Below are 20,916 nucleotides of genomic sequence, written 5' to 3'. Positions count from 1 at the left end.
GGAATCAGCCCGGCTTGATCAGTGACCTAGCGATTCGGTAGCCGCTGAGCGATCACGACAAAGAAACGCCGGCATTGCCCGAACGTCGACCAGTTCAGCAGCCAATTTGACAAGGGGCTGCGTAATCATAGGCACCACTCAAAATGTATATCTTTACTTGAGACTATGACTCATCATAACGAATCGCTCGCGAAATTCGAAACCTGACTTCTTATAAAGGCTTACTGCTTTAGGATTATTTTCGTCCACTTCTAGATGAACTATTGCGGCACCTTGAGACTTCAAGAAGGACTTGACCTTTTCTAGAATCTCACTGCCAAATCCCTGTCCTCGGCACTGTTCATCGATATAAAATTCATCAATCCAGACCTCAATCCCCCTGAACTCGATACTGTAACAATTGCAAGTAGCAATATATCCAATCTGCTTGCTGCCAAGACAAATAATCCAAACGTTGCCCTTTTCTGAAGATGACAAGAGAGGGCGAAGTGCAGCCAGCCTGTCTTCGTCAGTCATCTCAATACCATCGTATAGGTGGTATTTTTTCATTAGCTCCACGAGTAAGAGCTCATCATCTATTGAGGCTGAGATCAACTTGATATTTGAATTTTTGCTCATGGCATCTTCAGATCTTGGTCATCATTATTACGCCGGCAACGATTACGACTATGGCGCTCATGCGCTTATATGCGTCCGACGAGCTAAAGTTTTCGCTGAGTATCTTTGGGTCAACTATTGCTAGCCAATGACTTAAGGCTAGCACATATACCGGGTGAAGACTGACCAAAACCGAGACCACCGCAACGTTTCCACCAGCAGATAATGCGCCAATAAAAAGCGCGTATCCACCGGCGTCGAAGAGATTGCTCAGCGCATACACCGCCCAGCCCTTTGGTGGCATTTCGGAGACATCCTTTGCGATGGAATGGCGCCATTTCGGAACCAGCAGCATCAGAGTCCCGCCAAGACCGTAGCCTGCATAGTTAAACATAAGAACCGAGGGCAGGCTGTGACTCAGGAGCAGGTGATCGTATAGTAGCGTAGCCACCGCCCCAAAAACTGCTGAACCTATTAGAAGCAATACTGCTGATAAACTTATCGAGCCTGGTCTCCCTTTGCCGATTGCCACAGCAAAGTAAACCCCGACAAAAACCAAGGCAATGCCGAGCAGCTCAATCCCTGTTGGCGAATAGCCAAGCAAGAGGATCGATACGACAAGCACCAGCAAAGGAGTTAACTGATGAAGCGCAATCGCAGTAGAGATATCGACCGACTTCAGCGGCATTGCGTATAGGAAATACATTCCAAAAATGCATAATCCTGACAGCAGGTTCAGAAGCGCTGAGGTTGTGTCAAAGTCAGATGGTGTAAAGAGAAGAAAAATCAGCGCAGAATAAAGAAGATTTCCAATGCTCAGGAGAAATATAAATGTAGTCCAGTGATTCGCATGATGGATCACTGCCAGCTTGTCCAGGATATTTGAAAGGCTCCACAGCAGTGGAGCCATAAGTGCCATAACTAACCAGGTCATTTTCCTCGAAGCACCTCTAATATGGTATCGCGACTATCCTTCAATAAAACATGAGAAAAGTCGTCGGTGTCATGGTCAAATATAAAGGTTCGCTGATAGTCGAAGCTCTCTGAAGTTTCGAATTCCACAATCTTGTCTAGAATCGCCTCAACCTCATCAAAGCGATGAGAGTGATTAAGGCGAAGAATTTTCATTGCATTACCGTAATGGGCTGCCTCATCACGGGCAGCATATCTAATCCAGGTTGAAAGAGACTCGTTTTCAAACGAGTCAAAGAAGCTTACATCTTGCTTGTAGGCTCTTGTGCTGGTCACTTCATCAAATGCGATAGAGAGAAGAATTGTGAATTCATCCTTCATGAAGTCTTCGATATGAGAAAAGTCCGGAGAGTTCGATCTAATCTCGCGATCAATCATGTCTTCCGGCATGGAGTAAAGTACGCTATTAATCTTTCTCAGTCCGCGATAATGATTTTGCTCATCGAGATGCCACAGGCATACGAACTCGATAAATTCATTGCTAAATTGAATGTCGCGACGGCCAAACAAGTAGCGCAAGAAGTTTATTGAATCAAATTCAGAGCTCATGTCATGCCAAAAGAAAGGCCGACGCTCCTCGAGCTTTGAGGGATTCGACTTTATCTGTTCAATTGACAAACCCTTCAGCAACTCCAGGGATGACCATTCGTAGCTTTTAAGACCAATACCCGACTTAACATTTGACACTTGAACGCTCCTTGTTCAGAGGACAAAATTTGAGAACAGCCAGGGAGAGTCGCTATCTATGGCCGAAAAGGTGCCTGGGTTGTTTTTGGTAGGATTCCAGTCCGAATAAACCCCTTTTAGTTCGCCTAGATACTGTGAAATATAAGATAGTGCCACTTCATGATCCATGTCTTCGGCTTCAATTATTCCTGCCGACGGATGGCTCAGGATCCATAAGTAACCGGAAAGAACTCCGGCTGCTACCTGTAACGTTGTTGCAGTGTTGAGAGTGGCAAGTTCCTTGGCCTTTTCGATGCTTAAGATAGATCCATACCAATAACTAGATTTTTCGTGCCCCATAAGAAGAACACCGAGGTAATCAGAACCCGACAAGATATCACCAGGACGAAGTACTTTTGTCTTTTCTGGAGTCATGCAATCATTGCCGAACCATTCATGTACAGAGAGAATTGCTTCATCGCTTGGGCGATAGGCATAATGGACAGTTGGTCTATATGTCTCATCGGCAGTTCTGAGCGTCAAAAAGTCAGCAATTGAAATTGCCTCGTGATGAGTTACCAAATAACCTAAGCTAGGGCCGTTGAATGGCGTCCATGTCTTAACTCTAACAGAGGCCCCTGGCTTCTCAATATAGATTGCTGCTCCGCATCCATCTGTATGCATTGACGCATCCGTGGGTAGACTTCGCTCGTGACTTCCCCAGCCCAACTCTGCCGGTTGTTGCGACTCACTTATGAACCCATGCACTGACCAAGTATTTACGAACTCACCCCTCTCCCTAGATTTCTGAGAAATTTGCGAGTCGTACTCTGCGACATGGATTACTTTGACACCCAATCTTTGGCTTAGGATAGCCCACTGCTCTTTATTAGAGGGCTTTTTACAATCACCCAATATCTCTTCCGCTAAATCTAAAAGAGCACGTTTAACGAAGTGGGATACCAACCCAGGATTCGCGCCATGCGCCACGAGAGCCGTCACCCCTGAGCCTAGCCTCTTTTTCAGAGACAGCATTTGTTCTCTTAAGTGATAGTTAGTTCGCTTATGCAGTGGTATGGTTGGGTCATCATATCCGCCCTTCCACGGCTCAATGCATGTGTCTAAATAAAGAGCCCCTGCGGAGCGGCATAATTCTATCAGGGCAAGACTTGAGACATCGGTTGATAGATTTATTAGAACCGTCCCTTCACCAAGAATCGGCACAAGAATGTCGCGATAGTTGATTTGATCAATTGCAGAGTTGATAAATTTTAAGCCAAAACTGTTAGCAAAGTACTCAATAAGCGGTGGTGTTTTTGGATCGATCGCGTAGATTTCTAAAGTAGATAAGTCGTGAACCTTAGAAAGGAGAGGAAGGAAGGACTGGGCAATCGTTCCTAGTCCCACAAAGACAATTCGCTGGGGGGGATTAATTGAAAAACCCATTCAAGCATCCTTACTGTCTATTATGAAAATCTGTTTCCCTATGCCTGCATGTCTACTTTGAACTTGGCTGGCATGTCAAATTATTTTTCTGGATCGCCTATATTTTCTTTTTAAATCAAATACTTAATCGATAGTTAACTTCGGAGAGGGAGGTGCCAACTGGGCAGGTTTTAGTCAGCTCCGTGGCAAGTGACAATGATTTTCACTTGCACATCACGCACTATGCAGTTTTTGGGCTTGCCCGCTTGAAACTCCCTTCTTATCGCCGCACTCGTTGGAGCTTGCAATCAAGACTGGCAGCCAGGCCCAGAGAAGGGGCCAGGCCTTAACCGCAGTGGAGCGCTTGACCAGCGTTTCGGTCGACAAGGCCAGGATCAGATCTAACACTGTTGGCGGCAGCGGTGTTGATGGTCATGTGTCCCTGGACGTCTTCTTCTGTTGGGGAAAGAAGAAAAACGTCTTCTGCGGCGGCGCGATCAGGATATCGGTGGACTTGATGCTCGTGCCTTTGCGCCGCCTGCTCTTGCCTTCCTTGTCCACTGCCTGGATATCGCCGTTGGCCACCGCGACATCCAGGGCCAGCTTCACGCGACTTTCGTCTGCCATGGTGAAGTTGGTGAGCTCCGTCATGAGCTGGATGAAGGGACGACGCTCGACTTCGAATACCTGTTTGGGTAGCAGCTCGGACAGTTCCCCACGAATCCGGGTATCAGTCACTTGGTCGAACTGGTGTTCTCCTTCGCAGAGTAGGTCCGGCTGGCCGGTCACCCCCACATCCCGGTTAGCGTCGTAACCAAAGAAGCAGGACGGTGATAACAGGTGGGAGAAATTGTTGCCGTACTTCCAGTGTATGGCTTTCATCACGTCGTTGGCGCGGTAGCTGTTCGCCAGGTGGATGAACCAGTAGGCCATGGGGTTGGTGCCGTGTGGGCGAATGAAGAACACCGTCATGAACTGCGCGCCGCTTTCCTGCTTGATCCCGTCCGACAGATAGCGCTGGATCAGGTACTGCCAATCCTGGGAGCTATGTGCTTTTAAGTGCCGTAGCTGTTCCCAGGGGACATACTGTTCTAGACCGATACTGGCAATAGCCTTGCGGTTGGCGTGGCGGTCCGCTAGGTACGTGATTAGAAAGTCGACATTGAAGGTCAGCAGGACCTCAGCATTGCTGAGGTGCTGGAAGATCCATTTGATCTGGCCGAATGGCACGTCTCCGTAGCCGTACTGATCGAGCAGAAACAGAACGCGCTCGCTTTTTCCAAAGGCCTTGAGGCTTTGCGCAATGGCCGGAAGAGCTTTGGTGAACTCGGCGGTATGCAGGTGAATGTCCTGTCCAATGCGGGCCTGATGTCCGCGGCTGGCCAGGACGGCGTGCAAGCAAGCAGTATTCTTCGGCTTCACATCCACAAAGTGATGCTGCGAGCAGATCGGTCGATGCTTGATGCGCCCCACGTTGTTGCGCACTTCCGACTCCTGGATTGCTTCCAGGGCGATCACCGGGGAGCCGAAGTGGTGACCGCCTGCGCTGTCGTTATATATACCTCCACCGCTGAAGCCATCGACAATTGATAGGCCAAGCAGTGGCATTTGCTGATTCCGCATCAGGACATCGATGTAGGCCTGGATGTAGTCGTCGATGATCTGGTGCTTGATCTTGCTGTGTGGATCGATGGTGGGAAAGGTTTGGGTTGCCCAGTCCCAGCGGTACTTCTCGTCATCCTTGGCCATCGGGTCGTCCTTGTTTTGGTATCAGGCGAGGGTCAGCAGCGGAATTTCATCCCAGGTCTGGCCCTTCAGCAGCCGGCCATTAGCTTTCTTTGAACGCTTCACGCCATCGGAGCCCCAGCCGCCCCATTGTTTGAAAAAGAAAGCAGCGCCAAAGGCATCGCACTGGCGGTGGATGTTATCCACCCACTCCTGCTTCATTGGCCGGGCCTTGGCGCCGGACTCGCCGCCGACGATGACCCAATGGATGTCAGTCAGGTTCAGTTCACCCAAGTCTTCTAGTAAGGGTTCCGCGGAGAGGAAACGGATCGCGGCGTTGATGCCACGCAGGCAGTCGATTCTGGGCACGCCGTACTCCCGGTCCTCGACCGAGACCCCCAGCCAAGCGTTGGCCGGCGGTGTGCGCTGGCTGAAATAGTCGGCCAGGCGCTCGGCCCGCTTAGTGAGGATCTGGAAGGTGTGCTGTGAGGCCTGGTGGATAACCGCGAACACCTGGTCGATGTAGGTGTCCGGCACCTGCTCATGGAACAGGTCAGACATGGAATTGACAAAGTAGATGGTCGGCTTCTTGCGCTGCAGAGGCTCCTGCAGTTTCTCTGGGCGCAGGCTGAGGCGAAAGCCGTTCTCGTAGCCGGGCGTGCCCATGGCCTGCAAGCGACGCGCCATGTTCTCGGCATAGCAGTGTTTGCAGCCCGGCGACACCTTGGTGCAACCCACCACCGGGTTCCAGGTCATTTCCGTCCATTCGATGCTGGTCTGCGTACTCATTGCACCGTCACTCCTGTCGTGCGTCGATGTTAGTGAGAAGCTGGCACTTGAGTCAAAGTGCTGGCATTTAGTTCGAGAGCAGGCCTCGCAGCGAGGCCGCCAAAGGAGATGGCAGGGTCGATGTAGCGCATCGCCGATTTGATGTCCTTCCACCCCACGTAGGTCATTAACGCCTTAATGTCCCAGCCATTGGCCGTGGCCCAGGTGGCGAAGCCTCGACGCAATGAGTGGCTGGTGTAAAGGTCAGCCTGGATCCCCGCACGCTGGAGTATCTGCCGCAGTAGGACGATCAGACTGCCAGGATTCAAGCCAGCCTCGTTCAAGTTGCCCCAACGGTCCAGCCGACGAAAAACCATCCCTCGAGCAATCCCTGCTGCACCGATCCAGTCGAGATAGGCCTGTACTGGGCACAGCCGCCTCAGCGCAGGTACGTAGTGAGTGGTGCCAAGGTTGTCCCGGTCACCCTTGCTCCAAGGCAAAAACAGCGTCATGCCAGCACCGGCTTCGGCTTGAATGTGCTCCACCTGCAAGCGGCACAGTTCATCGCTACGAAAGCCTCGCCAGAAGCCGATTAGTAGCAATGCCGTATCCCGCCGACAGCGCAAATATCCCGCCAGGTCTTCGGCTTGAAACAGACACATAGCCTCCTGCTCCAACCACTCAACCGCATGCTCCAGATGCTGTAATTGCAGCGGCGCGGCCTGCTTTGTCTGGCTCGGGTGCAGGGTGCGAATTCCCTTCAGTACCTGGTGTACGGTCGGGGTCTTGGTGGGATCGGGGAAGCCGTGCCTGATATGCCACTGCGCGAGGGCGGCGAGGCGCTGCTTTAGCGTGTTGAGGCTCAGCGTGTCGGCGTAGTCCACCAGGTAACGCACGATGGAGTCACTCGTGGCCGGCAAGAAGCCGCCCCAGGTCACCTCGAAATGTTCGACGGCCGACTGGTAGCTACGCCGGGTGTTTTCCCGCGTGCCGGCTTGCAGGTAGCGCTCGACGTCCTTCATCGCCCGTGCGTGCCCTTTGTGTACTGGGAAACGACCGCGAAGCAGCCGTTTTTGCCAATCATATTGAATAATCATCGGTTATTTTATCTGAAACAAGCCTTCAAATCCTGCTTTACTTCATGACAATTTAGTATGTAAATACATGGTATGTAATCCATTATGAAATCGTAGGAGCAGACCATGGCCCGCGGCGGCATCAACAAGGCACTGGTTCAGAAAGCCCGCCAGGCCATCCTGGCGCGGGGTGAGAATCCCAGCATCGACGCAATACGGGTCGAGCTGGGCAATACCGGCTCGAAAACCACCATCCATCGCTACCTGAAAGAACTCGAAGACGCCGACCGCGGCCGGAACGCGGCCGCATTGCCGCTCAGCGAGCAGCTGGCCAACCTGGTGGCCCAGTTGGCGGATCAGCTCAAGGAGGAAGCGCAGGCCGACGTGGCCCAGGAGCGCGAACAACTGGCACGGGAACGACTCGATTACCAGAACCAGATTCGGCAGGCCGAAAGCCGTATCCAGCAGCTGGAAGGTCAGCGCGCTGGGCTCACGGAGCAGTTCCAGGCTGCCCAGCAAGCACTGCTGCAGGAACAACAGCTGCGCCAACAGGCCGAGGTCGAGAATGCCCGCCTGCAGCAAGCCAACCACGACCAGGAAGCGCGCCTGCAAGACCGCGACGGGCAGATTCGCTCGCTGGAGGACAAGCATGAGCATGCCCGTGATGCCCTGGAGCACTATCGCCAGGCCAGCAAGGAGCAGCGTGAGCAAGAGCAGCGCCGGCACGAGTCGCAGGTACAACAATTGCAACTGGAACTGCGACAGCTACAGCAGACCCTGATCGTCAAGCAGGACGAGCTGACCCACCTGAACCGCGACAATGCGCGCCTGCTTGCCGAGGCGCGGCAGCAGCAGAAGGATCAGCATGCGCAGCAGAAGCTACTGACGCAGAAGGCTCAGGCTCTGGAGGTCGCCCAGAACACGCTGACCAGCATTGAACGTACGAATGAAGCCCTGGAGCAGCGCTGCCACGCTCTGCAGGATGAGGTGACCCGGCTTGGTGAAGCCTCCTCGATTCAGGCACAGCAAACCCAGAGCCTGCAGGAGCGTCTGGCTAAAGCCACCGCGCAACTGAAATTGCTCGGGCAGGCACCGCCCACGAGCAGCGGTGGCGCAAGTAGCTCATGATCCGGCACACTGAGGTCAGAAGCGGAGTGGAGGTTCAGATGACGCTACCCTACGAACGTACCCGCTCGGTGGTGCAGGCCCAGGAGTTTCTCGTCGAGCTCTCTCGTGACACCACCTTGTCGGAGTCCATCCGCAATGAGGCTCGGCGGCTGCTGTGTCACTACCCGAGCAAGGGCGACATGCTGCAGGCCGGCCGGAATGAGGAGCAAGCGGCGGGTTCGATTTTCGAGCCTGTCTTCAGCTCTTCGATTGAAGACTGAACGGCTACCACTCCTGATATCTGCGCTCAGGCTCAGCCATCGCCCCAGAATTCGTCACGCCGCACCAGGCCGAACTCATCCTTCGTGGAATCAGGCTCCTCGTCGAACATGGCGTTGACCATGCGCTCGCGACGTAGGCCGCTTAGTGTGCGGAAAAACCAAAGCTCGCAAAGATGAACCTTGTAGCGCTCGCCATCATGCTTGGAGCCATACCCCCAGTGTGCCTGAAGGGTTCCAAACTGTTGACCATAACCTTCAACGCTAGTGCTCTGGCGGCAAACATCACAGGTAATGTCTACGACCGTTTCAACCGGTTGAGCGGCAGTGTGCTCCATGATCAGTACCTCCTGCGACGGTTGAGGAAAGGGCCATCCAAAAGCCTCAAAGTCGTTTCTGCGCTACGAGCGGATCAAAAACGCTGTCGGCGGATGGGAATGGAGTTCGCAGCACAAGATAGAGGCGGGTGTGGTTAATGCGATCATCGCCCTAGGGCTTTCATGATCAAAAACAGCTACTTACAGACCAAATGAATGAATTTCCCCCTTATCTCGGCATGCCCCCTAGATACAAACCAACGCGATAGCCCCTTAGCCTTGACGCTTTAGGACTGAATCATCCTGGCTTCTAACATAGCATTTAATTTAACATAATATACATTATGCGAAGCCAGAGGTCAGAGCGTGCGAGGTAAGCGGCTCGTATCAGGCACCACAGTGACACGAGCCTGGCTGACCGACTCAACCGGTCGAGCGGTCGGCGCCTGCGGGATCGTACCGGCTCGTCCCTCGCCTGGCCCGAACCCGCCTGCGCCTACAACGCGATCAGGAATCGCCGGATCGAACGCACCGTTCTCCACGTAGTTCATGCACGCATCAAAACTGATCAGCATCCGCGTGCCTTGCTGGCTGTTGCAGCGGCAACCGTACAAGCGCCCCGAACGATAACCCAGCTCCATTTTCAGCGCATTGCGCCGCACAAGCTCTTCGTCCCTGGACGACAGGCAAAACGGCTTGGGATACGTCACCGGCTTCGTCAACTCGTCGTAGATCGGCGCGGAGCTTGGCACGTCAGGCACCCGAGGCGTGCGCAGATCAAGATACTCCTGAGCGGTCAGCACCGGCGCTACATCAGCCGCGGGAACGGCCTGCGGAGCCGTTTGCGGCATGACCGCCTCAGCCCCTGCGGGCGGCTCGATAGACGCCTCATGCGCCGCGATACGACGCTCATAGACCCCGTAGCCGAGATAACCCACAACCCCGACGACGATGACCAGCACGAAGAGCGCCTTCGGCGGCTTGAACTTGAAATGGTGCTCAGCACCATCGGCAACAGACTTGTAGCAGCCGAAATACGTCTTATCGATGGTGATCCGGGTGGTTTCACCATCAGGAAACACGTACTTCTTATTCACATCCATCTGAACTTTCTGAAACTCGAAACGCTTTACAACAGGCCCGCCGCCGCCTCGAAAATAATGGATATGACAGTTGCACAGGTCACGCATATGGTGATCGATCAGCGTTGGACTCTGCGTGATCGCATGAACCTCATGACCAGAATGGCGCATCGTCTCCAGGGCGCTGGCATACTCCGGCACTTTCGACCCCTGCGGCCGAGTTCGAAAGAACGTCTGCGCCTCATCGATCACGATAATGCTGTTCTTCGGCAACTTGAACCATTCCTGCGGATGATCAAATTCAATCCATTGCGCCTTGATCGCCGGATGATCCGCCTTGAACTCGCGGATATTGTGGTAATAAACAGTCCTCCCCTCCTTTGCCGCCTTCGTATCCACTTCCTTGATCGTATTAAGTGTTTTGCTATTGCCCTGGAGGCCGGTACGCAATACGAACATAATTAATTACCCTTGACGCTACCGAGCTTGGTAATACTACCGCTCGCCTTATCCATGCCAGAAATCACAGCGCGTGCAACAACCGCCGCAAAAACGATATTAAAAGCCACATCAACTTTGGCAAGCCCCAGGATCGCCGCATAGTCCGCACCGACGCTTCCAAACATGGAAACCGCATACGTCTTGACCTGACTAATCATCAGACTAATACCCGTATACGTGACCGCGCCAATACCCAGCGATATCAGCACCTTGGCCACCAATGGACCAGCAATCGAACTCAAAAACGAAAACAGCGCAACAAACATTGGCATATCAAGACCCTCCCAGGGATCGACCGACATAAACCGCGAAAAACACCGAAGCCAGCCCGACAATAATCGGCGCTAACGACGTTGCCATTTGACACTCCGGCTCCCAACTAAACGTCTGACTCGGAGCAAGACGCAGAGAAATTACTTTCGGCGCTGGACACGCAGCCGGAAGCCATCGACTGGCACTTGTACCATCACTGAACAACTTGCCCGTATCGATCGATGAACTCTTTAGCTTGTATTCATCTTTCAAGATTTCAGCCTGAATAGTGGCCTTGGCCTTGTCGTAATCCCACGCACAAGTTTGTTTCTTCTGCTGTTTGAGAATCGCGCACTGAATCGCGTCGCCTTCACAAGAGAGGTCCGCATCGCAACTCTCACCCGTTACGCTCGACGGCTTACAACTGGGGTCCTTGGCCGGGTCGCACTTCCCCTCCTCCTCGCCCGGCTTATCACCGCCACCGGTGCCGCCACCATCACCCGAGCCATCACCATTGCCGGAGCCATCGCCATTGCCTGACCCATCACCACCCCCGCTGCCGTCGCCACCACCGGAGCCATCACCACCGCCATTGTTGTTTCCACCACCGCTACCGCCATCACTGCCGCCATCACCGCCATCACCGTCCCCAGGCTCTTTAGGCGGCATGACACAGGTCGTTCCCGACCACTGGGCCGGAGGGATGCACCCATTCTCGTCAGGCTTGTCCGGCGGATCAGGCTGATCCGGCGGATCAGGATTCGGGTCCGGGTCCGGGTTATTGCCGCCGCCCATCTCATCAGTCGGCGAACATTGAGACCCCGTATACGTACCAGTACCGGAGCAGAAACCCTTTGTCGGGTCAGAATTCAGCGGGCCGCAAGTGGCCGAACCGATAGCCACCTGACAACCATTCATACAAACGTTTTCAACCGAGCCAAGACCGCCGAGGTCGGGACGCATCAAAGTGAATGAAGCGGGCTGCCCTGCTTTATCGCGGCAAGGATCAGGCGGTGGCGGTTCATCACAACGCCCCATTTGACTGTTATAGATAAAACCCGAAGGGCAACTATCACCCTTGCGCTGAACAGAGATAGTCCAATCAAGATCAATGCGATTCCCATTGTAATAACGCCAAACATTACAACGAAAACCCTCAGCCGAAACCGGAAAACGGTCTTTGATTTCAAACGTAACAGCCGGATATTGCTTTTTATAAATTTCCAATCCCGCCTGACAAGCCGCATCAGGACTTGAGAACGAACCCGGAGCCGTCGGCCCATTCAGAATCCAGTAATAATTCTGAGCCATCGCAGAGAGCGGGAACAGTGTCAAAAGAATAAATGCCGGTGCAAGCTTCATAGACCACCTACAGGCGTGCAAAGAACAACGCCCACATAGCGGCAGCGCTGACAATCAAGACATAAGTATTGGGATCAATCGACATTGGACACTCCAAAAGAAAAGCCCCGCAATGCGGGGCTTCGCTACTTACATGCCCCGAGGCAAGTTAGAGAGCGCGGCGGATATACTTGAACGCCGCAATGGCGATGATCACGCCCAGGACGGTTCCGCCAATGGCGACACCATCTTTCTGCGCATCGGTCAACGCAGTAGTGGCAGCAGCCGGAACTTCAGCCATCGCCTGGCCAGCCAGCAGGCCGACCGAGCCCAGGACCACGCCGCCACGAACGAACATCTTTTTCAACTTTTGCATCTTCGATACTCCAGAGTTATTTAAGTGCTTTACGCACCGCGAGAATCCCGAAGATCACGGCGAACAGAACAATCGTCTGGTCTAACAACTGATCGCGATCTTCGGAACTTAGCCCCGCCGGGGCTAATTCTTCGCGTGCAACAGTTACCAGGGTGCCCGAACACGTTATTGCTCCGCTCGATTGCGCCCAGGTGCCGTTACACGCAATAAAGTTCATTTCACGAAGCCGCCTGAGCGGCAGTTTTCGGCAGCGGTTTCACGCCGCAAATACGGTTGCGCTGCATGTTCCGAGGGTCCGGCTCGAACTCGAAGTTCACAGACGACAGCGGTTCAACGCGCTGGAACTGGCTGACCGCTTCCGGCGCGATCGGCAGGTTCTGAGGCTCCAACCCGAGGGCAAACTTGCGATCGGGGCGGGTCGATTGCGTGGCATCGACAGCGAAGTGAACGACCGAAATGTCGTAGGCGTTGCCGGTCTTTTTCGAGGTTCCGGCGTCGCGGGTCAGGCCGAGATAGACGAAGGGCATTAAGGTTTCCTCTTGCGGATATACGGGCGATTTGTGCGCCCTGGACTGTGCTGAGGGATTGCGCCCAGCAGCGGGTTTCTACGGGCCGTGAAGAACGCACGGCGAACGGTTTGCGACTCGGTACGTGTCGCGGATTCGGTGGCCAGCACGTGGCGCATAAGCCGGCTCAGCAGCTCAGGCGAGTCGATACCGGCATCGAGCAGTTCAAGCTCAAGGGAGGACCGGAGCGACAGGTACGACTGGCGGTTGATCTCGATAGCCATCACGGCCACCCGAACACGTCGCCCAGGAACGGCGTGCCCTTTTCGTTGGAGATCGTGGACCAGACCTTTTCGGGCTTACCGCCCTGCTCTTTGTGCTGCTCCAGGGCCTGGAGCGTGGCCGCAACCTGCTGTTGCAGAACGGTTTGATTTACCGCCGCCCTCACCTGCTGGCGAAGCTGAATCGACCGGTACTGGCTGGCCGACAGGCCGTCGCCCTGGAAACTCACCGTGCGCATGACTGCACCACCGTTTCGAGCGACGAGACGAACGCGTCATTGATCAGATCAGCAGTGAAGGCAAAGCCGACCAGCGCGGAAACATTGCCCAGCAGGAAGGGAAGCCACCAGTTGTAGGCAACGAAGCGCAGCGTGCGCAGGAAGATGCGAGTTTTCATGTTCATGAGCGCACCCACACGCCCAGGGCGTGAATCAGGGTTACAGCACCGGCGAGCAGTGCTAGGGCATGGAGAGTCGGCGCGAGCACGTCAGGCCATCAACCGCAGATGGCGCGGCACGTCCGGACGCCGGTAGAAGCTCGGCGCGGGCACGTCGAAGGTGCGGGAGACTTCGCGCACGTTGTGGATGAAGAACATGTGCCGCGACGCGTCGAAAGGCAGCTTGATATCGAAGCCGATAGCCCGAAGACGGGCGCGATGGGTCTGTACAGCAGACTTATTGAAATCGAATGTCTTGCCGTTCATCCATTCCATTGCATAGGTTGCAGTACGAGTGGCCGCCTGCATGGAGTTGCAGACGCCTACACGCATCAGTTCTTCGGAAATGCTGGCAATGTCATGTGCGGTCAGGGTCATTTTGTCGCCCACCTTCAAAAATTCGCCCAGGTGATCCCAGATGCGCTGTTCGTCGAACAGGCCCCAATGGCAGAGGCAATCCCTCTTCAGCAGCTCGCTCTTGAGCTTGATTTCAGCGCGGACAACTCCGACTTCTACGCACCAGTCGCGCACCTGGCTGACGTAGCGATACTCCTCAGACTCAGCGCCGTAACGTCGTAGAACCTTCGGCAGCAAATGCCGGGTCAGTTCCAGCCCCTTGTCGTAGTAACCCGGGTACACCAGGCGACCGGCCTTCTCTCCCCCGCTGGGCGTCCACACAACGGTGCCGCCGTCCGGGTACAAGTAGCCGATGGAATTCCGGAAACGCTGGCTCGACAGAGCCCGCAGATATGCCGACTCGTTGCCCTTCCCTACGAAGAGATTCCGGGTCGCATCGATCCGAGTGAAAGTGAACCCGTCCACCACCGCCGAACCGTCCTGCAGACGATCAAGCCGGGTGCATCGAGTGAGCGGCGGAAGACCGATTTCCGGTGCGGTCAAGATCGAGTTGATGACGGCCATGTTGTCCGCGAGCGTGGTCAGGCCGTAGAGGTTGTCCAGGCGATTAACGCGGCTCGCATTGCCGTCGACGTACACCCGGCGCCCTGCCACCTGAATGCGAAACTTCGTGCTGTAGCTACCCTCAGCATGGAAGGGCGGGCACGACTGGCTCAGCACCTCATTGGTCTCTGAGTCGACGTTCAGTCGAATGACCTTGCCCACCTGGGGAATGTCGAACGGGAAATCCTGATAGCCGGATATCCAGTCGTAGAACATCGGTGAACGCGGATCAGTCGAAGGCGACATTGATTTCCCTGTCGAAACTGAGTTTCTAAGAAATTAGATTCGAGCGGAAAATTAGATTCTTAGATTCTCAATGTCAAGGGTCTTAGAAAATCAGGCTAGGATAGGCCCCGCCAAACAGTTGACGGACATAGGAACGAGATGCCCACAAAGCACATCGACGACGCGACATGGCGAAAGGTCGAGAAAGAGACCGTCAAAGCCGTGATCCACTTGCAAGCATCGGTAAAGGACACCGAGGTCCTACGCTGGCTGATACTGAAGGGTCTCGAAGAAATGACCCCGGAAGACCTTGAGCGCTTCCACAAAAAAAGGGACTAGCCACGCGACGAAGACGAGGCCGCATGCGAAGTCAAAAGCGACTGCGCGCATGGGGTCACCCCGGAGTTCCGGGGTAAAGTGGGGGTGTTACAGCACCCCCACCCCTACAGCGTCATTCCCGTGACGCATCACGCGAATTCAGCACAGTCAAAAGCATGTCTCCGACGGCCAGGGTTGCACCCTGGACGCAAGCAAGATCGTAGGGCGCTGCCCTACAACCCGCTCTTGCCGCCGAGGGCTCAGGAGGCAGGGACGGAAGAGCTGTCCCTCCCTCCCGAGCTGAGGCTGTTGGCCGAGGTGGTTCAAGGGTTCGCTCCGCCCGGGACTCCGTTTGTCACCGCAAGCGCTGACAAGCCGGGGTCGCGGCCCTTGACCTGCCGGGACTCCCATGGGGCTGGGGGATCCAAAAAGCGGGCGGCGCTATTTATCGTGACGAGCCGCGTGGCGTCACACTAAATACCGACGAACGGTCGCTATTTATCGTGATTCGTCACGCTAATTCATTTATTTATCGTGATGCGTCACGTATAATTATCCCATGCCCAGCCAGCATGGAGACGCCGCAATGATTGACCCAACCGACAAGCAAACCCAACCCCTCCCCCTGGAGCAGCCGAAGCGCGGGCGCGGTCGGCCAGCCACCGGCAAAGCCCTGTCCGACGCAGAGCGGGCGCGGCGCTACCGGGCGAACAAGAAAAAGCGTGACGATCAACCGTCACGAAAAGAGAACGAGGAAGGGAAACTGGCGCTGTACCGGAGAACAGTGTTCCAGCAAGCTGAGCAAATACGGGCGCTTGAACAGCAACTGGTGCAGCAGCACGAGGAATACAACGACCTGGTACACAAGCTCATGGCTGAACGCGACCAGCTCAAGCGCGACCTGGCTACCAAGCCAAGGCGTCACCGCGATCAACCTGCCGCCGAACTGCCAGAGAGCGCCTACGAGGACGAACCCGAGGCGAAGACCTGGACGCTCCAGGGACGCAGCGGAAGCGGCAAGTGGCAGAACCTGGCCGCAGGCCTGGACCGCAAAGAAGCCAGCCGGCAACTGGATCGAGTGATCGACAACAAGCTGCTGGGATCCACGAAGGGCCGCCAATACCGACTGGTTGAAGAATAAGCGTGACGTCACGCAATAACAGGTCGCATCGCATAATGGGGATTACGTGTAAATGCTTGACCGGACTGCAATTTTCCGGTCTGCGCATTCTCCCTTCGGTCGGGCCTGGCCTAACGTAATCCCGTCCACATTATGCGAAGCCAGAGGTCAGAGCGTGCGAGGTAAGCGGCTCGTATCAGGCACCACAGTGACACGAGCCTGGCTGACCGACTCAACCGGTCGAGCGGTCGGCGCCTGCGGGATCGTACCGGCTCGTCCCTCGCCTGGCCCGAACCCGCCTGCGCCTACAACGCGATCAGGAATCGCCGGATCGAACGCACCGTTCTCCACGTAGTTCATGCACGCATCAAAACTGATCAGCATCCGCGTGCCTTGCTGGCTGTTGCAGCGGCAACCGTACAAGCGCCCCGAACGATAACCCAGCTCCATTTTCAGCGCATTGCGCCGCACAAGCTCTTCGTCCCTGGACGACAGGCAAAACGGCTTGGGATACGTCACCGGCTTCGTCAACTCGTCGTAGATCGGCGCGGAGCTTGGCACGTCAGGCACCCGAGGCGTGCGCAGATCAAGATACTCCTGAGCGGTCAGCACCGGCGCTACATCAGCCGCGGGAACGGCCTGCGGAGCCGTTTGCGGCATGACCGCCTCAGCCCCTGCGGGCGGCTCGATAGACGCCTCATGCGCCGCGATACGACGCTCATAGACCCCGTAGCCGAGATAACCCACAACCCCGACGACGATGACCAGCACGAAGAGCGCCTTCGGCGGCTTGAACTTGAAATGGTGCTCAGCACCATCGGCAACAGACTTGTAGCAGCCGAAATACGTCTTATCGATGGTGATCCGGGTGGTTTCACCATCAGGAAACACGTACTTCTTATTCACATCCATCTGAACTTTCTGAAACTCGAAACGCTTTACAACAGGCCCGCCGCCGCCTCGAAAATAATGGATATGACAGTTGCACAGGTCACGCATATGGTGATCGATCAGCGTTGGACTCTGCGTGATCGCATGAACCTCATGACCAGAATGGCGCATCGTCTCCAGGGCGCTGGCATACTCCGGCACTTTCGACCCCTGCGGCCGAGTTCGAAAGAACGTCTGCGCCTCATCGATCACGATAATGCTGTTCTTCGGCAACTTGAACCATTCCTGCGGATGATCAAATTCAATCCATTGCGCCTTGATCGCCGGATGATCCGCCTTGAACTCGCGGATATTGTGGTAATAAACAGTCCTCCCCTCCTTTGCCGCCTTCGTATCCACTTCCTTGATCGTATTAAGTGTTTTGCTATTGCCCTGGAGGCCGGTACGCAATACGAACATAATTAATTACCCTTGACGCTACCGAGCTTGGTAATACTACCGCTCGCCTTATCCATGCCAGAAATCACAGCGCGTGCAACAACCGCCGCAAAAACGATATTAAAAGCCACATCAACTTTGGCAAGCCCCAGGATCGCCGCATAGTCCGCACCGACGCTTCCAAACATGGAAACCGCATACGTCTTGACCTGACTAATCATCAGACTAATACCCGTATACGTGACCGCGCCAATACCCAGCGATATCAGCACCTTGGCCACCAATGGACCAGCAATCGAACTCAAAAACGAAAACAGCGCAACAAACATTGGCATATCAAGACCCTCCCAGGGATCGACCGACATAAACCGCGAAAAACACCGAAGCCAGCCCGACAATAATCGGCGCTAACGACGTTGCCATTTGACACTCCGGCTCCCAACTAAACGTCTGACTCGGAGCAAGACGCAGAGAAATTACTTTCGGCGCTGGACACGCAGCCGGAAGCCATCGACTGGCACTTGTACCATCACTGAACAACTTGCCCGTATCGATCGATGAACTCTTTAGCTTGTATTCATCTTTCAAGATTTCAGCCTGAATAGTGGCCTTGGCCTTGTCGTAATCCCACGCACAAGTTTGTTTCTTCTGCTGTTTGAGAATCGCGCACTGAATCGCGTCGCCTTCACAAGAGAGGTCCGCATCGCAACTCTCACCCGTTACGCTCGACGGCTTACAACTGGGGTCCTTGGCCGGGTCGCACTTCCCCTCCTCCTCGCCCGGCTTATCACCGCCACCGGTGCCGCCACCATCACCCGAGCCATCACCATTGCCGGAGCCATCGCCATTGCCTGACCCATCACCACCCCCGCTGCCGTCGCCACCACCGGAGCCATCACCACCGCCATTGTTGTTTCCACCACCGCTACCGCCATCACTGCCGCCATCACCGCCATCACCGTCCCCAGGCTCTTTAGGCGGCATGACACAGGTCGTTCCCGACCACTGGGCCGGAGGGATGCACCCATTCTCGTCAGGCTTGTCCGGCGGATCAGGCTGATCCGGCGGATCAGGATTCGGGTCCGGGTCCGGGTTATTGCCGCCGCCCATCTCATCAGTCGGCGAACATTGAGACCCCGTATACGTACCAGTACCGGAGCAGAAACCCTTTGTCGGGTCAGAATTCAGCGGGCCGCAAGTGGCCGAACCGATAGCCACCTGACAACCATTCATACAAACGTTTTCAACCGAGCCAAGACCGCCGAGGTCGGGACGCATCAAAGTGAATGAAGCGGGCTGCCCTGCTTTATCGCGGCAAGGATCAGGCGGTGGCGGTTCATCACAACGCCCCATTTGACTGTTATAGATAAAACCCGAAGGGCAACTATCACCCTTGCGCTGAACAGAGATAGTCCAATCAAGATCAATGCGATTCCCATTGTAATAACGCCAAACATTACAACGAAAACCCTCAGCCGAAACCGGAAAACGGTCTTTGATTTCAAACGTAACAGCCGGATATTGCTTTTTATAAATTTCCAATCCCGCCTGACAAGCCGCATCAGGACTTGAGAACGAACCCGGAGCCGTCGGCCCATTCAGAATCCAGTAATAATTCTGAGCCATCGCAGAGAGCGGGAACAGTGTCAAAAGAATAAATGCCGGTGCAAGCTTCATAGACCACCTACAGGCGTGCAAAGAACAACGCCCACATAGCGGCAGCGCTGACAATCAAGACATAAGTATTGGGATCAATCGACATTGGACACTCCAAAAGAAAAGCCCCGCAATGCGGGGCTTCGCTACTTACATGCCCCGAGGCAAGTTAGAGAGCGCGGCGGATATACTTGAACGCCGCAATGGCGATGATCACGCCCAGGACGGTTCCGCCAATGGCGACACCATCTTTCTGCGCATCGGTCAACGCAGTAGTGGCAGCAGCCGGAACTTCAGCCATCGCCTGGCCAGCCAGCAGGCCGACCGAGCCCAGGACCACGCCGCCACGAACGAACATCTTTTTCAACTTTTGCATCTTCGATACTCCAGAGTTATTTAAGTGCTTTACGCACCGCGAGAATCCCGAAGATCACGGCGAACAGAACAATCGTCTGGTCTAACAACTGATCGCGATCTTCGGAACTTAGCCCCGCCGGGGCTAATTCTTCGCGTGCAACAGTTACCAGGGTGCCCGAACACGTTATTGCTCCGCTCGATTGCGCCCAGGTGCCGTTACACGCAATAAAGTTCATTTCACGAAGCCGCCTGAGCGGCAGTTTTCGGCAGCGGTTTCACGCCGCAAATACGGTTGCGCTGCATGTTCCGAGGGTCCGGCTCGAACTCGAAGTTCACAGACGACAGCGGTTCAACGCGCTGGAACTGGCTGACCGCTTCCGGCGCGATCGGCAGGTTCTGAGGCTCCAACCCGAGGGCAAACTTGCGATCGGGGCGGGTCGATTGCGTGGCATCGACAGCGAAGTGAACGACCGAAATGTCGTAGGCGTTGCCGGTCTTTTTCGAGGTTCCGGCGTCGCGGGTCAGGCCGAGATAGACGAAGGGCATTAAGGTTTCCTCTTGCGGATATACGGGCGATTTGTGCGCCCTGGACTGTGCTGAGGGATTGCGCCCAGCAGCGGGTTTCTACGGGCCGTGAAGAACGCACGGCGAACGGTTTGCGACTCGGTACGTGTCGCGGATTCGGTGGCCAGCACGTGGCGCATAAGCCGGCTCAGCAGCTCAGGCGAGTCGATACCGGCATCGAGCAGTTCAAGCTCAAGGGAGGACCGGAGCGACAGGTACGACTGGCGGTTGATCTCGATAGCCATCACGGCCACCCGAACACGTCGCCCAGGAACGGCGTGCCCTTTTCGTTGGAGATCGTGGACCAGACCTTTTCGGGCTTACCGCCCTGCTCTTTGTGCTGCTCCAGGGCCTGGAGCGTGGCCGCAACCTGCTGTTGCAGAACGGTTTGATTTACCGCCGCCCTCACCTGCTGGCGAAGCTGAATCGACCGGTACTGGCTGGCCGACAGGCCGTCGCCCTGGAAACTCACCGTGCGCATGACTGCACCACCGTTTCGAGCGACGAGACGAACGCGTCATTGATCAGATCAGCAGTGAAGGCAAAGCCGACCAGCGCGGAAACATTGCCCAGCAGGAAGGGAAGCCACCAGTTGTAGGCAACGAAGCGCAGCGTGCGCAGGAAGATGCGAGTTTTCATGTTCATGAGCGCACCCACACGCCCAGGGCGTGAATCAGGGTT

The 20,916-nt window shown here is 55.2% G+C and carries 28 protein-coding genes; 3 read left to right on the top strand and 25 right to left on the bottom strand.

The window, feature by feature from the left end; translation table 11 throughout:
* Positions 1-153: 153 nt before the first annotated feature.
* The 7 genes from VQ067_RS14605 to VQ067_RS14575 all read right to left on the bottom strand — a co-directional run bounded on the left by VQ067_RS14605 (position 154) and on the right by VQ067_RS14575 (position 7,250).
* Entirely contained in the window at positions 154-618 is a 465-nt protein-coding gene (locus VQ067_RS14605; RefSeq protein WP_003120171.1) for a GNAT family N-acetyltransferase, read from the bottom strand.
* A 7-nt stretch (positions 619-625) separates the two neighbouring features.
* Positions 626-1,531 carry an EamA family transporter gene (locus VQ067_RS14600; RefSeq protein WP_003120172.1) on the bottom strand — a complete coding sequence of 302 codons (906 nt, stop codon included), beginning with the start codon at positions 1,529-1,531 and terminating at the stop codon, positions 626-628.
* Positions 1,528-2,256: a hypothetical protein gene (locus VQ067_RS14595; protein ID WP_003111046.1), complete on the bottom strand. Its 729-nt coding sequence runs from the start codon at positions 2,254-2,256 to the stop codon at positions 1,528-1,530. The genes VQ067_RS14600 and VQ067_RS14595 overlap by 4 nt, the downstream gene beginning before the upstream one ends.
* A gap of 15 nt (positions 2,257-2,271) precedes the next feature.
* A complete protein-coding gene (locus tag VQ067_RS14590) occupies positions 2,272-3,681 on the bottom strand; it encodes a saccharopine dehydrogenase NADP-binding domain-containing protein (RefSeq protein ID WP_012075823.1) in 1,410 nt (469 codons plus the stop codon).
* Between the two features lie 411 nt (positions 3,682-4,092).
* A complete protein-coding gene (locus tag VQ067_RS14585) occupies positions 4,093-5,409 on the bottom strand; it encodes a three-Cys-motif partner protein TcmP (RefSeq protein ID WP_003111048.1) in 1,317 nt (438 codons plus the stop codon).
* Between the two features lie 21 nt (positions 5,410-5,430).
* Complete coding sequence (locus tag VQ067_RS14580; RefSeq protein ID WP_003111049.1) at positions 5,431-6,174, bottom strand: DUF5131 family protein; 744 nt, start codon at positions 6,172-6,174, stop codon at positions 5,431-5,433.
* A gap of 29 nt (positions 6,175-6,203) precedes the next feature.
* Positions 6,204-7,250, bottom strand: a complete 1,047-nt coding sequence (locus VQ067_RS14575; protein WP_077488341.1) for a site-specific integrase — start codon at positions 7,248-7,250, stop codon at positions 6,204-6,206.
* A gap of 105 nt (positions 7,251-7,355) precedes the next feature.
* On the opposite strand from VQ067_RS14575, the gene VQ067_RS14570 reads away from it, so the two are divergent.
* Together VQ067_RS14570 and VQ067_RS14565 are read left to right on the top strand one after the other, a co-directional pair.
* A complete protein-coding gene (locus tag VQ067_RS14570; RefSeq protein WP_010794184.1) occupies positions 7,356-8,357 on the top strand; it encodes a DNA-binding protein in 1,002 nt (333 codons plus the stop codon).
* Positions 8,358-8,395: 38 nt separating this feature from the next.
* On the top strand, positions 8,396-8,617 hold the full coding sequence (locus tag VQ067_RS14565; RefSeq protein WP_010792965.1) for a BPSL0761 family protein: 222 nt from the start codon (positions 8,396-8,398) through the stop codon (positions 8,615-8,617).
* 32 nt (positions 8,618-8,649) lie between these two features.
* Here VQ067_RS14565 and VQ067_RS14560 read toward each other — a convergent pair whose 3' ends face one another.
* The 10 genes from VQ067_RS14560 to VQ067_RS14515 all read right to left on the bottom strand — a co-directional run bounded on the left by VQ067_RS14560 (position 8,650) and on the right by VQ067_RS14515 (position 14,882).
* Complete coding sequence (locus VQ067_RS14560; RefSeq protein WP_010794183.1) at positions 8,650-8,952, bottom strand: hypothetical protein; 303 nt, start codon at positions 8,950-8,952, stop codon at positions 8,650-8,652.
* A 338-nt stretch (positions 8,953-9,290) separates the two neighbouring features.
* Complete coding sequence (locus VQ067_RS14555; protein ID WP_311061370.1) at positions 9,291-10,472, bottom strand: zonular occludens toxin domain-containing protein; 1,182 nt, start codon at positions 10,470-10,472, stop codon at positions 9,291-9,293.
* 2 nt (positions 10,473-10,474) lie between these two features.
* Positions 10,475-10,786: a DUF2523 domain-containing protein gene (locus VQ067_RS14550; protein WP_237500603.1), complete on the bottom strand. Its 312-nt coding sequence runs from the start codon at positions 10,784-10,786 to the stop codon at positions 10,475-10,477.
* Between the two features lies 1 nt (position 10,787).
* The gene (locus tag VQ067_RS14545) at positions 10,788-12,128 is read right to left on the bottom strand and encodes a virulence factor TspB C-terminal domain-related protein (protein ID WP_317951598.1); all 1,341 of its coding nucleotides are present in this window, start codon (positions 12,126-12,128) and stop codon (positions 10,788-10,790) included.
* Positions 12,129-12,276: 148 nt separating this feature from the next.
* The gene (locus tag VQ067_RS14540; protein WP_003142298.1) at positions 12,277-12,483 is read right to left on the bottom strand and encodes a major capsid protein; all 207 of its coding nucleotides are present in this window, start codon (positions 12,481-12,483) and stop codon (positions 12,277-12,279) included.
* Between the two features lie 218 nt (positions 12,484-12,701).
* Positions 12,702-13,010 carry a hypothetical protein gene (locus VQ067_RS14535; protein WP_003142300.1) on the bottom strand — a complete coding sequence of 103 codons (309 nt, stop codon included), beginning with the start codon at positions 13,008-13,010 and terminating at the stop codon, positions 12,702-12,704.
* Positions 13,010-13,273: a hypothetical protein gene (locus VQ067_RS14530; RefSeq protein ID WP_317951599.1), complete on the bottom strand. Its 264-nt coding sequence runs from the start codon at positions 13,271-13,273 to the stop codon at positions 13,010-13,012. The genes VQ067_RS14535 and VQ067_RS14530 overlap by 1 nt, the downstream gene beginning before the upstream one ends.
* On the bottom strand, positions 13,273-13,509 hold the full coding sequence (locus VQ067_RS14525) for a hypothetical protein (protein WP_317951600.1): 237 nt from the start codon (positions 13,507-13,509) through the stop codon (positions 13,273-13,275). Before VQ067_RS14525 ends, VQ067_RS14530 begins: the two co-directional genes overlap by 1 nt.
* A complete protein-coding gene (locus VQ067_RS14520) occupies positions 13,497-13,667 on the bottom strand; it encodes a hypothetical protein (protein WP_153274397.1) in 171 nt (56 codons plus the stop codon). The genes VQ067_RS14525 and VQ067_RS14520 overlap by 13 nt, the downstream gene beginning before the upstream one ends.
* A 90-nt stretch (positions 13,668-13,757) precedes the next feature.
* Entirely contained in the window at positions 13,758-14,882 is a 1,125-nt protein-coding gene (locus tag VQ067_RS14515; RefSeq protein ID WP_317951601.1) for a phage/plasmid replication domain-containing protein, read from the bottom strand.
* Positions 14,883-15,795: 913 nt separating this feature from the next.
* On the opposite strand from VQ067_RS14515, the gene VQ067_RS14510 reads away from it, so the two are divergent.
* Positions 15,796-16,350, top strand: a complete 555-nt coding sequence (locus VQ067_RS14510; protein ID WP_317951602.1) for a hypothetical protein — start codon at positions 15,796-15,798, stop codon at positions 16,348-16,350.
* Between the two features lie 147 nt (positions 16,351-16,497).
* On the opposite strand, the gene VQ067_RS14505 is transcribed toward VQ067_RS14510, so the two are convergent.
* From VQ067_RS14505 to VQ067_RS14470, 8 genes are all read right to left on the bottom strand, one after another.
* Positions 16,498-17,679, bottom strand: a complete 1,182-nt coding sequence (locus tag VQ067_RS14505) for a zonular occludens toxin domain-containing protein (protein WP_311061370.1) — start codon at positions 17,677-17,679, stop codon at positions 16,498-16,500.
* Positions 17,680-17,681: 2 nt separating this feature from the next.
* Positions 17,682-17,993 (bottom strand): DUF2523 domain-containing protein, encoded by a 312-nt coding sequence (locus VQ067_RS14500; RefSeq protein ID WP_237500603.1) that lies wholly within the window; start codon positions 17,991-17,993, stop codon positions 17,682-17,684.
* 1 nt (position 17,994) lies between these two features.
* The gene (locus tag VQ067_RS14495; RefSeq protein ID WP_317951598.1) at positions 17,995-19,335 is read right to left on the bottom strand and encodes a virulence factor TspB C-terminal domain-related protein; all 1,341 of its coding nucleotides are present in this window, start codon (positions 19,333-19,335) and stop codon (positions 17,995-17,997) included.
* A gap of 148 nt (positions 19,336-19,483) precedes the next feature.
* Positions 19,484-19,690 (bottom strand): major capsid protein, encoded by a 207-nt coding sequence (locus tag VQ067_RS14490; protein WP_003142298.1) that lies wholly within the window; start codon positions 19,688-19,690, stop codon positions 19,484-19,486.
* 218 nt (positions 19,691-19,908) lie between these two features.
* Entirely contained in the window at positions 19,909-20,217 is a 309-nt protein-coding gene (locus VQ067_RS14485) for a hypothetical protein (RefSeq protein WP_003142300.1), read from the bottom strand.
* The gene (locus tag VQ067_RS14480) at positions 20,217-20,480 is read right to left on the bottom strand and encodes a hypothetical protein (protein ID WP_317951599.1); all 264 of its coding nucleotides are present in this window, start codon (positions 20,478-20,480) and stop codon (positions 20,217-20,219) included. The genes VQ067_RS14485 and VQ067_RS14480 overlap by 1 nt, the downstream gene beginning before the upstream one ends.
* Positions 20,480-20,716, bottom strand: coding sequence for a hypothetical protein (locus VQ067_RS14475; protein ID WP_317951600.1), 237 nt, complete (start codon positions 20,714-20,716; stop codon positions 20,480-20,482). Before VQ067_RS14475 ends, VQ067_RS14480 begins: the two co-directional genes overlap by 1 nt.
* Positions 20,704-20,874 (bottom strand): hypothetical protein, encoded by a 171-nt coding sequence (locus tag VQ067_RS14470; RefSeq protein WP_153274397.1) that lies wholly within the window; start codon positions 20,872-20,874, stop codon positions 20,704-20,706. The genes VQ067_RS14475 and VQ067_RS14470 overlap by 13 nt, the downstream gene beginning before the upstream one ends.
* Positions 20,875-20,916: the final 42 nt, after the last annotated feature.

The sequence above is a fragment of the Pseudomonas sp. KBN12P06040 genome (genome assembly GCF_037574965.1).
GTDB lineage: Bacteria > Pseudomonadota > Gammaproteobacteria > Pseudomonadales > Pseudomonadaceae > Pseudomonas > Pseudomonas aeruginosa.
This window is presented reverse-complemented; position numbering and strand designations above follow the sequence as displayed.

Excerpts from the sequence above, each read along its gene's own strand:
- VQ067_RS14490 (WP_003142298.1), bottom strand. The coding sequence starts at position 19,690 with ATGCAAAAGTTGAAAAAGATGTTCGTTCGTGGCGGCGTGGTCCTGGGC.
- VQ067_RS14470 (WP_153274397.1), bottom strand. The coding sequence starts at position 20,874 with ATGAAAACTCGCATCTTCCTGCGCACGCTGCGCTTCGTTGCCTACAAC.
- VQ067_RS14575 (WP_077488341.1), bottom strand. The coding sequence starts at position 7,250 with ATGATTATTCAATATGATTGGCAAAAACGGCTGCTTCGCGGTCGTTTC.
- VQ067_RS14535 (WP_003142300.1), bottom strand. The coding sequence starts at position 13,010 with ATGCCCTTCGTCTATCTCGGCCTGACCCGCGACGCCGGAACCTCGAAA.
- VQ067_RS14525 (WP_317951600.1), bottom strand. The coding sequence starts at position 13,509 with ATGCGCACGGTGAGTTTCCAGGGCGACGGCCTGTCGGCCAGCCAGTAC.
- VQ067_RS14560 (WP_010794183.1), bottom strand. The coding sequence starts at position 8,952 with ATGGAGCACACTGCCGCTCAACCGGTTGAAACGGTCGTAGACATTACC.
- VQ067_RS14545 (WP_317951598.1), bottom strand. The coding sequence starts at position 12,128 with ATGAAGCTTGCACCGGCATTTATTCTTTTGACACTGTTCCCGCTCTCT.
- VQ067_RS14510 (WP_317951602.1), top strand. The coding sequence starts at position 15,796 with ATGATTGACCCAACCGACAAGCAAACCCAACCCCTCCCCCTGGAGCAG.
- VQ067_RS14505 (WP_311061370.1), bottom strand. The coding sequence starts at position 17,679 with ATGTTCGTATTGCGTACCGGCCTCCAGGGCAATAGCAAAACACTTAAT.
- VQ067_RS14585 (WP_003111048.1), bottom strand. The coding sequence starts at position 5,409 with ATGGCCAAGGATGACGAGAAGTACCGCTGGGACTGGGCAACCCAAACC.
- VQ067_RS14485 (WP_003142300.1), bottom strand. The coding sequence starts at position 20,217 with ATGCCCTTCGTCTATCTCGGCCTGACCCGCGACGCCGGAACCTCGAAA.
- VQ067_RS14550 (WP_237500603.1), bottom strand. The coding sequence starts at position 10,786 with ATGCCAATGTTTGTTGCGCTGTTTTCGTTTTTGAGTTCGATTGCTGGT.
- VQ067_RS14555 (WP_311061370.1), bottom strand. The coding sequence starts at position 10,472 with ATGTTCGTATTGCGTACCGGCCTCCAGGGCAATAGCAAAACACTTAAT.
- VQ067_RS14540 (WP_003142298.1), bottom strand. The coding sequence starts at position 12,483 with ATGCAAAAGTTGAAAAAGATGTTCGTTCGTGGCGGCGTGGTCCTGGGC.
- VQ067_RS14475 (WP_317951600.1), bottom strand. The coding sequence starts at position 20,716 with ATGCGCACGGTGAGTTTCCAGGGCGACGGCCTGTCGGCCAGCCAGTAC.
- VQ067_RS14565 (WP_010792965.1), top strand. The coding sequence starts at position 8,396 with ATGACGCTACCCTACGAACGTACCCGCTCGGTGGTGCAGGCCCAGGAG.
- VQ067_RS14515 (WP_317951601.1), bottom strand. The coding sequence starts at position 14,882 with ATGTTCTACGACTGGATATCCGGCTATCAGGATTTCCCGTTCGACATT.
- VQ067_RS14520 (WP_153274397.1), bottom strand. The coding sequence starts at position 13,667 with ATGAAAACTCGCATCTTCCTGCGCACGCTGCGCTTCGTTGCCTACAAC.
- VQ067_RS14500 (WP_237500603.1), bottom strand. The coding sequence starts at position 17,993 with ATGCCAATGTTTGTTGCGCTGTTTTCGTTTTTGAGTTCGATTGCTGGT.
- VQ067_RS14495 (WP_317951598.1), bottom strand. The coding sequence starts at position 19,335 with ATGAAGCTTGCACCGGCATTTATTCTTTTGACACTGTTCCCGCTCTCT.
- VQ067_RS14480 (WP_317951599.1), bottom strand. The coding sequence starts at position 20,480 with ATGGCTATCGAGATCAACCGCCAGTCGTACCTGTCGCTCCGGTCCTCC.
- VQ067_RS14590 (WP_012075823.1), bottom strand. The coding sequence starts at position 3,681 with ATGGGTTTTTCAATTAATCCCCCCCAGCGAATTGTCTTTGTGGGACTA.
- VQ067_RS14605 (WP_003120171.1), bottom strand. The coding sequence starts at position 618 with ATGAGCAAAAATTCAAATATCAAGTTGATCTCAGCCTCAATAGATGAT.
- VQ067_RS14580 (WP_003111049.1), bottom strand. The coding sequence starts at position 6,174 with ATGAGTACGCAGACCAGCATCGAATGGACGGAAATGACCTGGAACCCG.
- VQ067_RS14530 (WP_317951599.1), bottom strand. The coding sequence starts at position 13,273 with ATGGCTATCGAGATCAACCGCCAGTCGTACCTGTCGCTCCGGTCCTCC.
- VQ067_RS14570 (WP_010794184.1), top strand. The coding sequence starts at position 7,356 with ATGGCCCGCGGCGGCATCAACAAGGCACTGGTTCAGAAAGCCCGCCAG.
- VQ067_RS14600 (WP_003120172.1), bottom strand. The coding sequence starts at position 1,531 with ATGACCTGGTTAGTTATGGCACTTATGGCTCCACTGCTGTGGAGCCTT.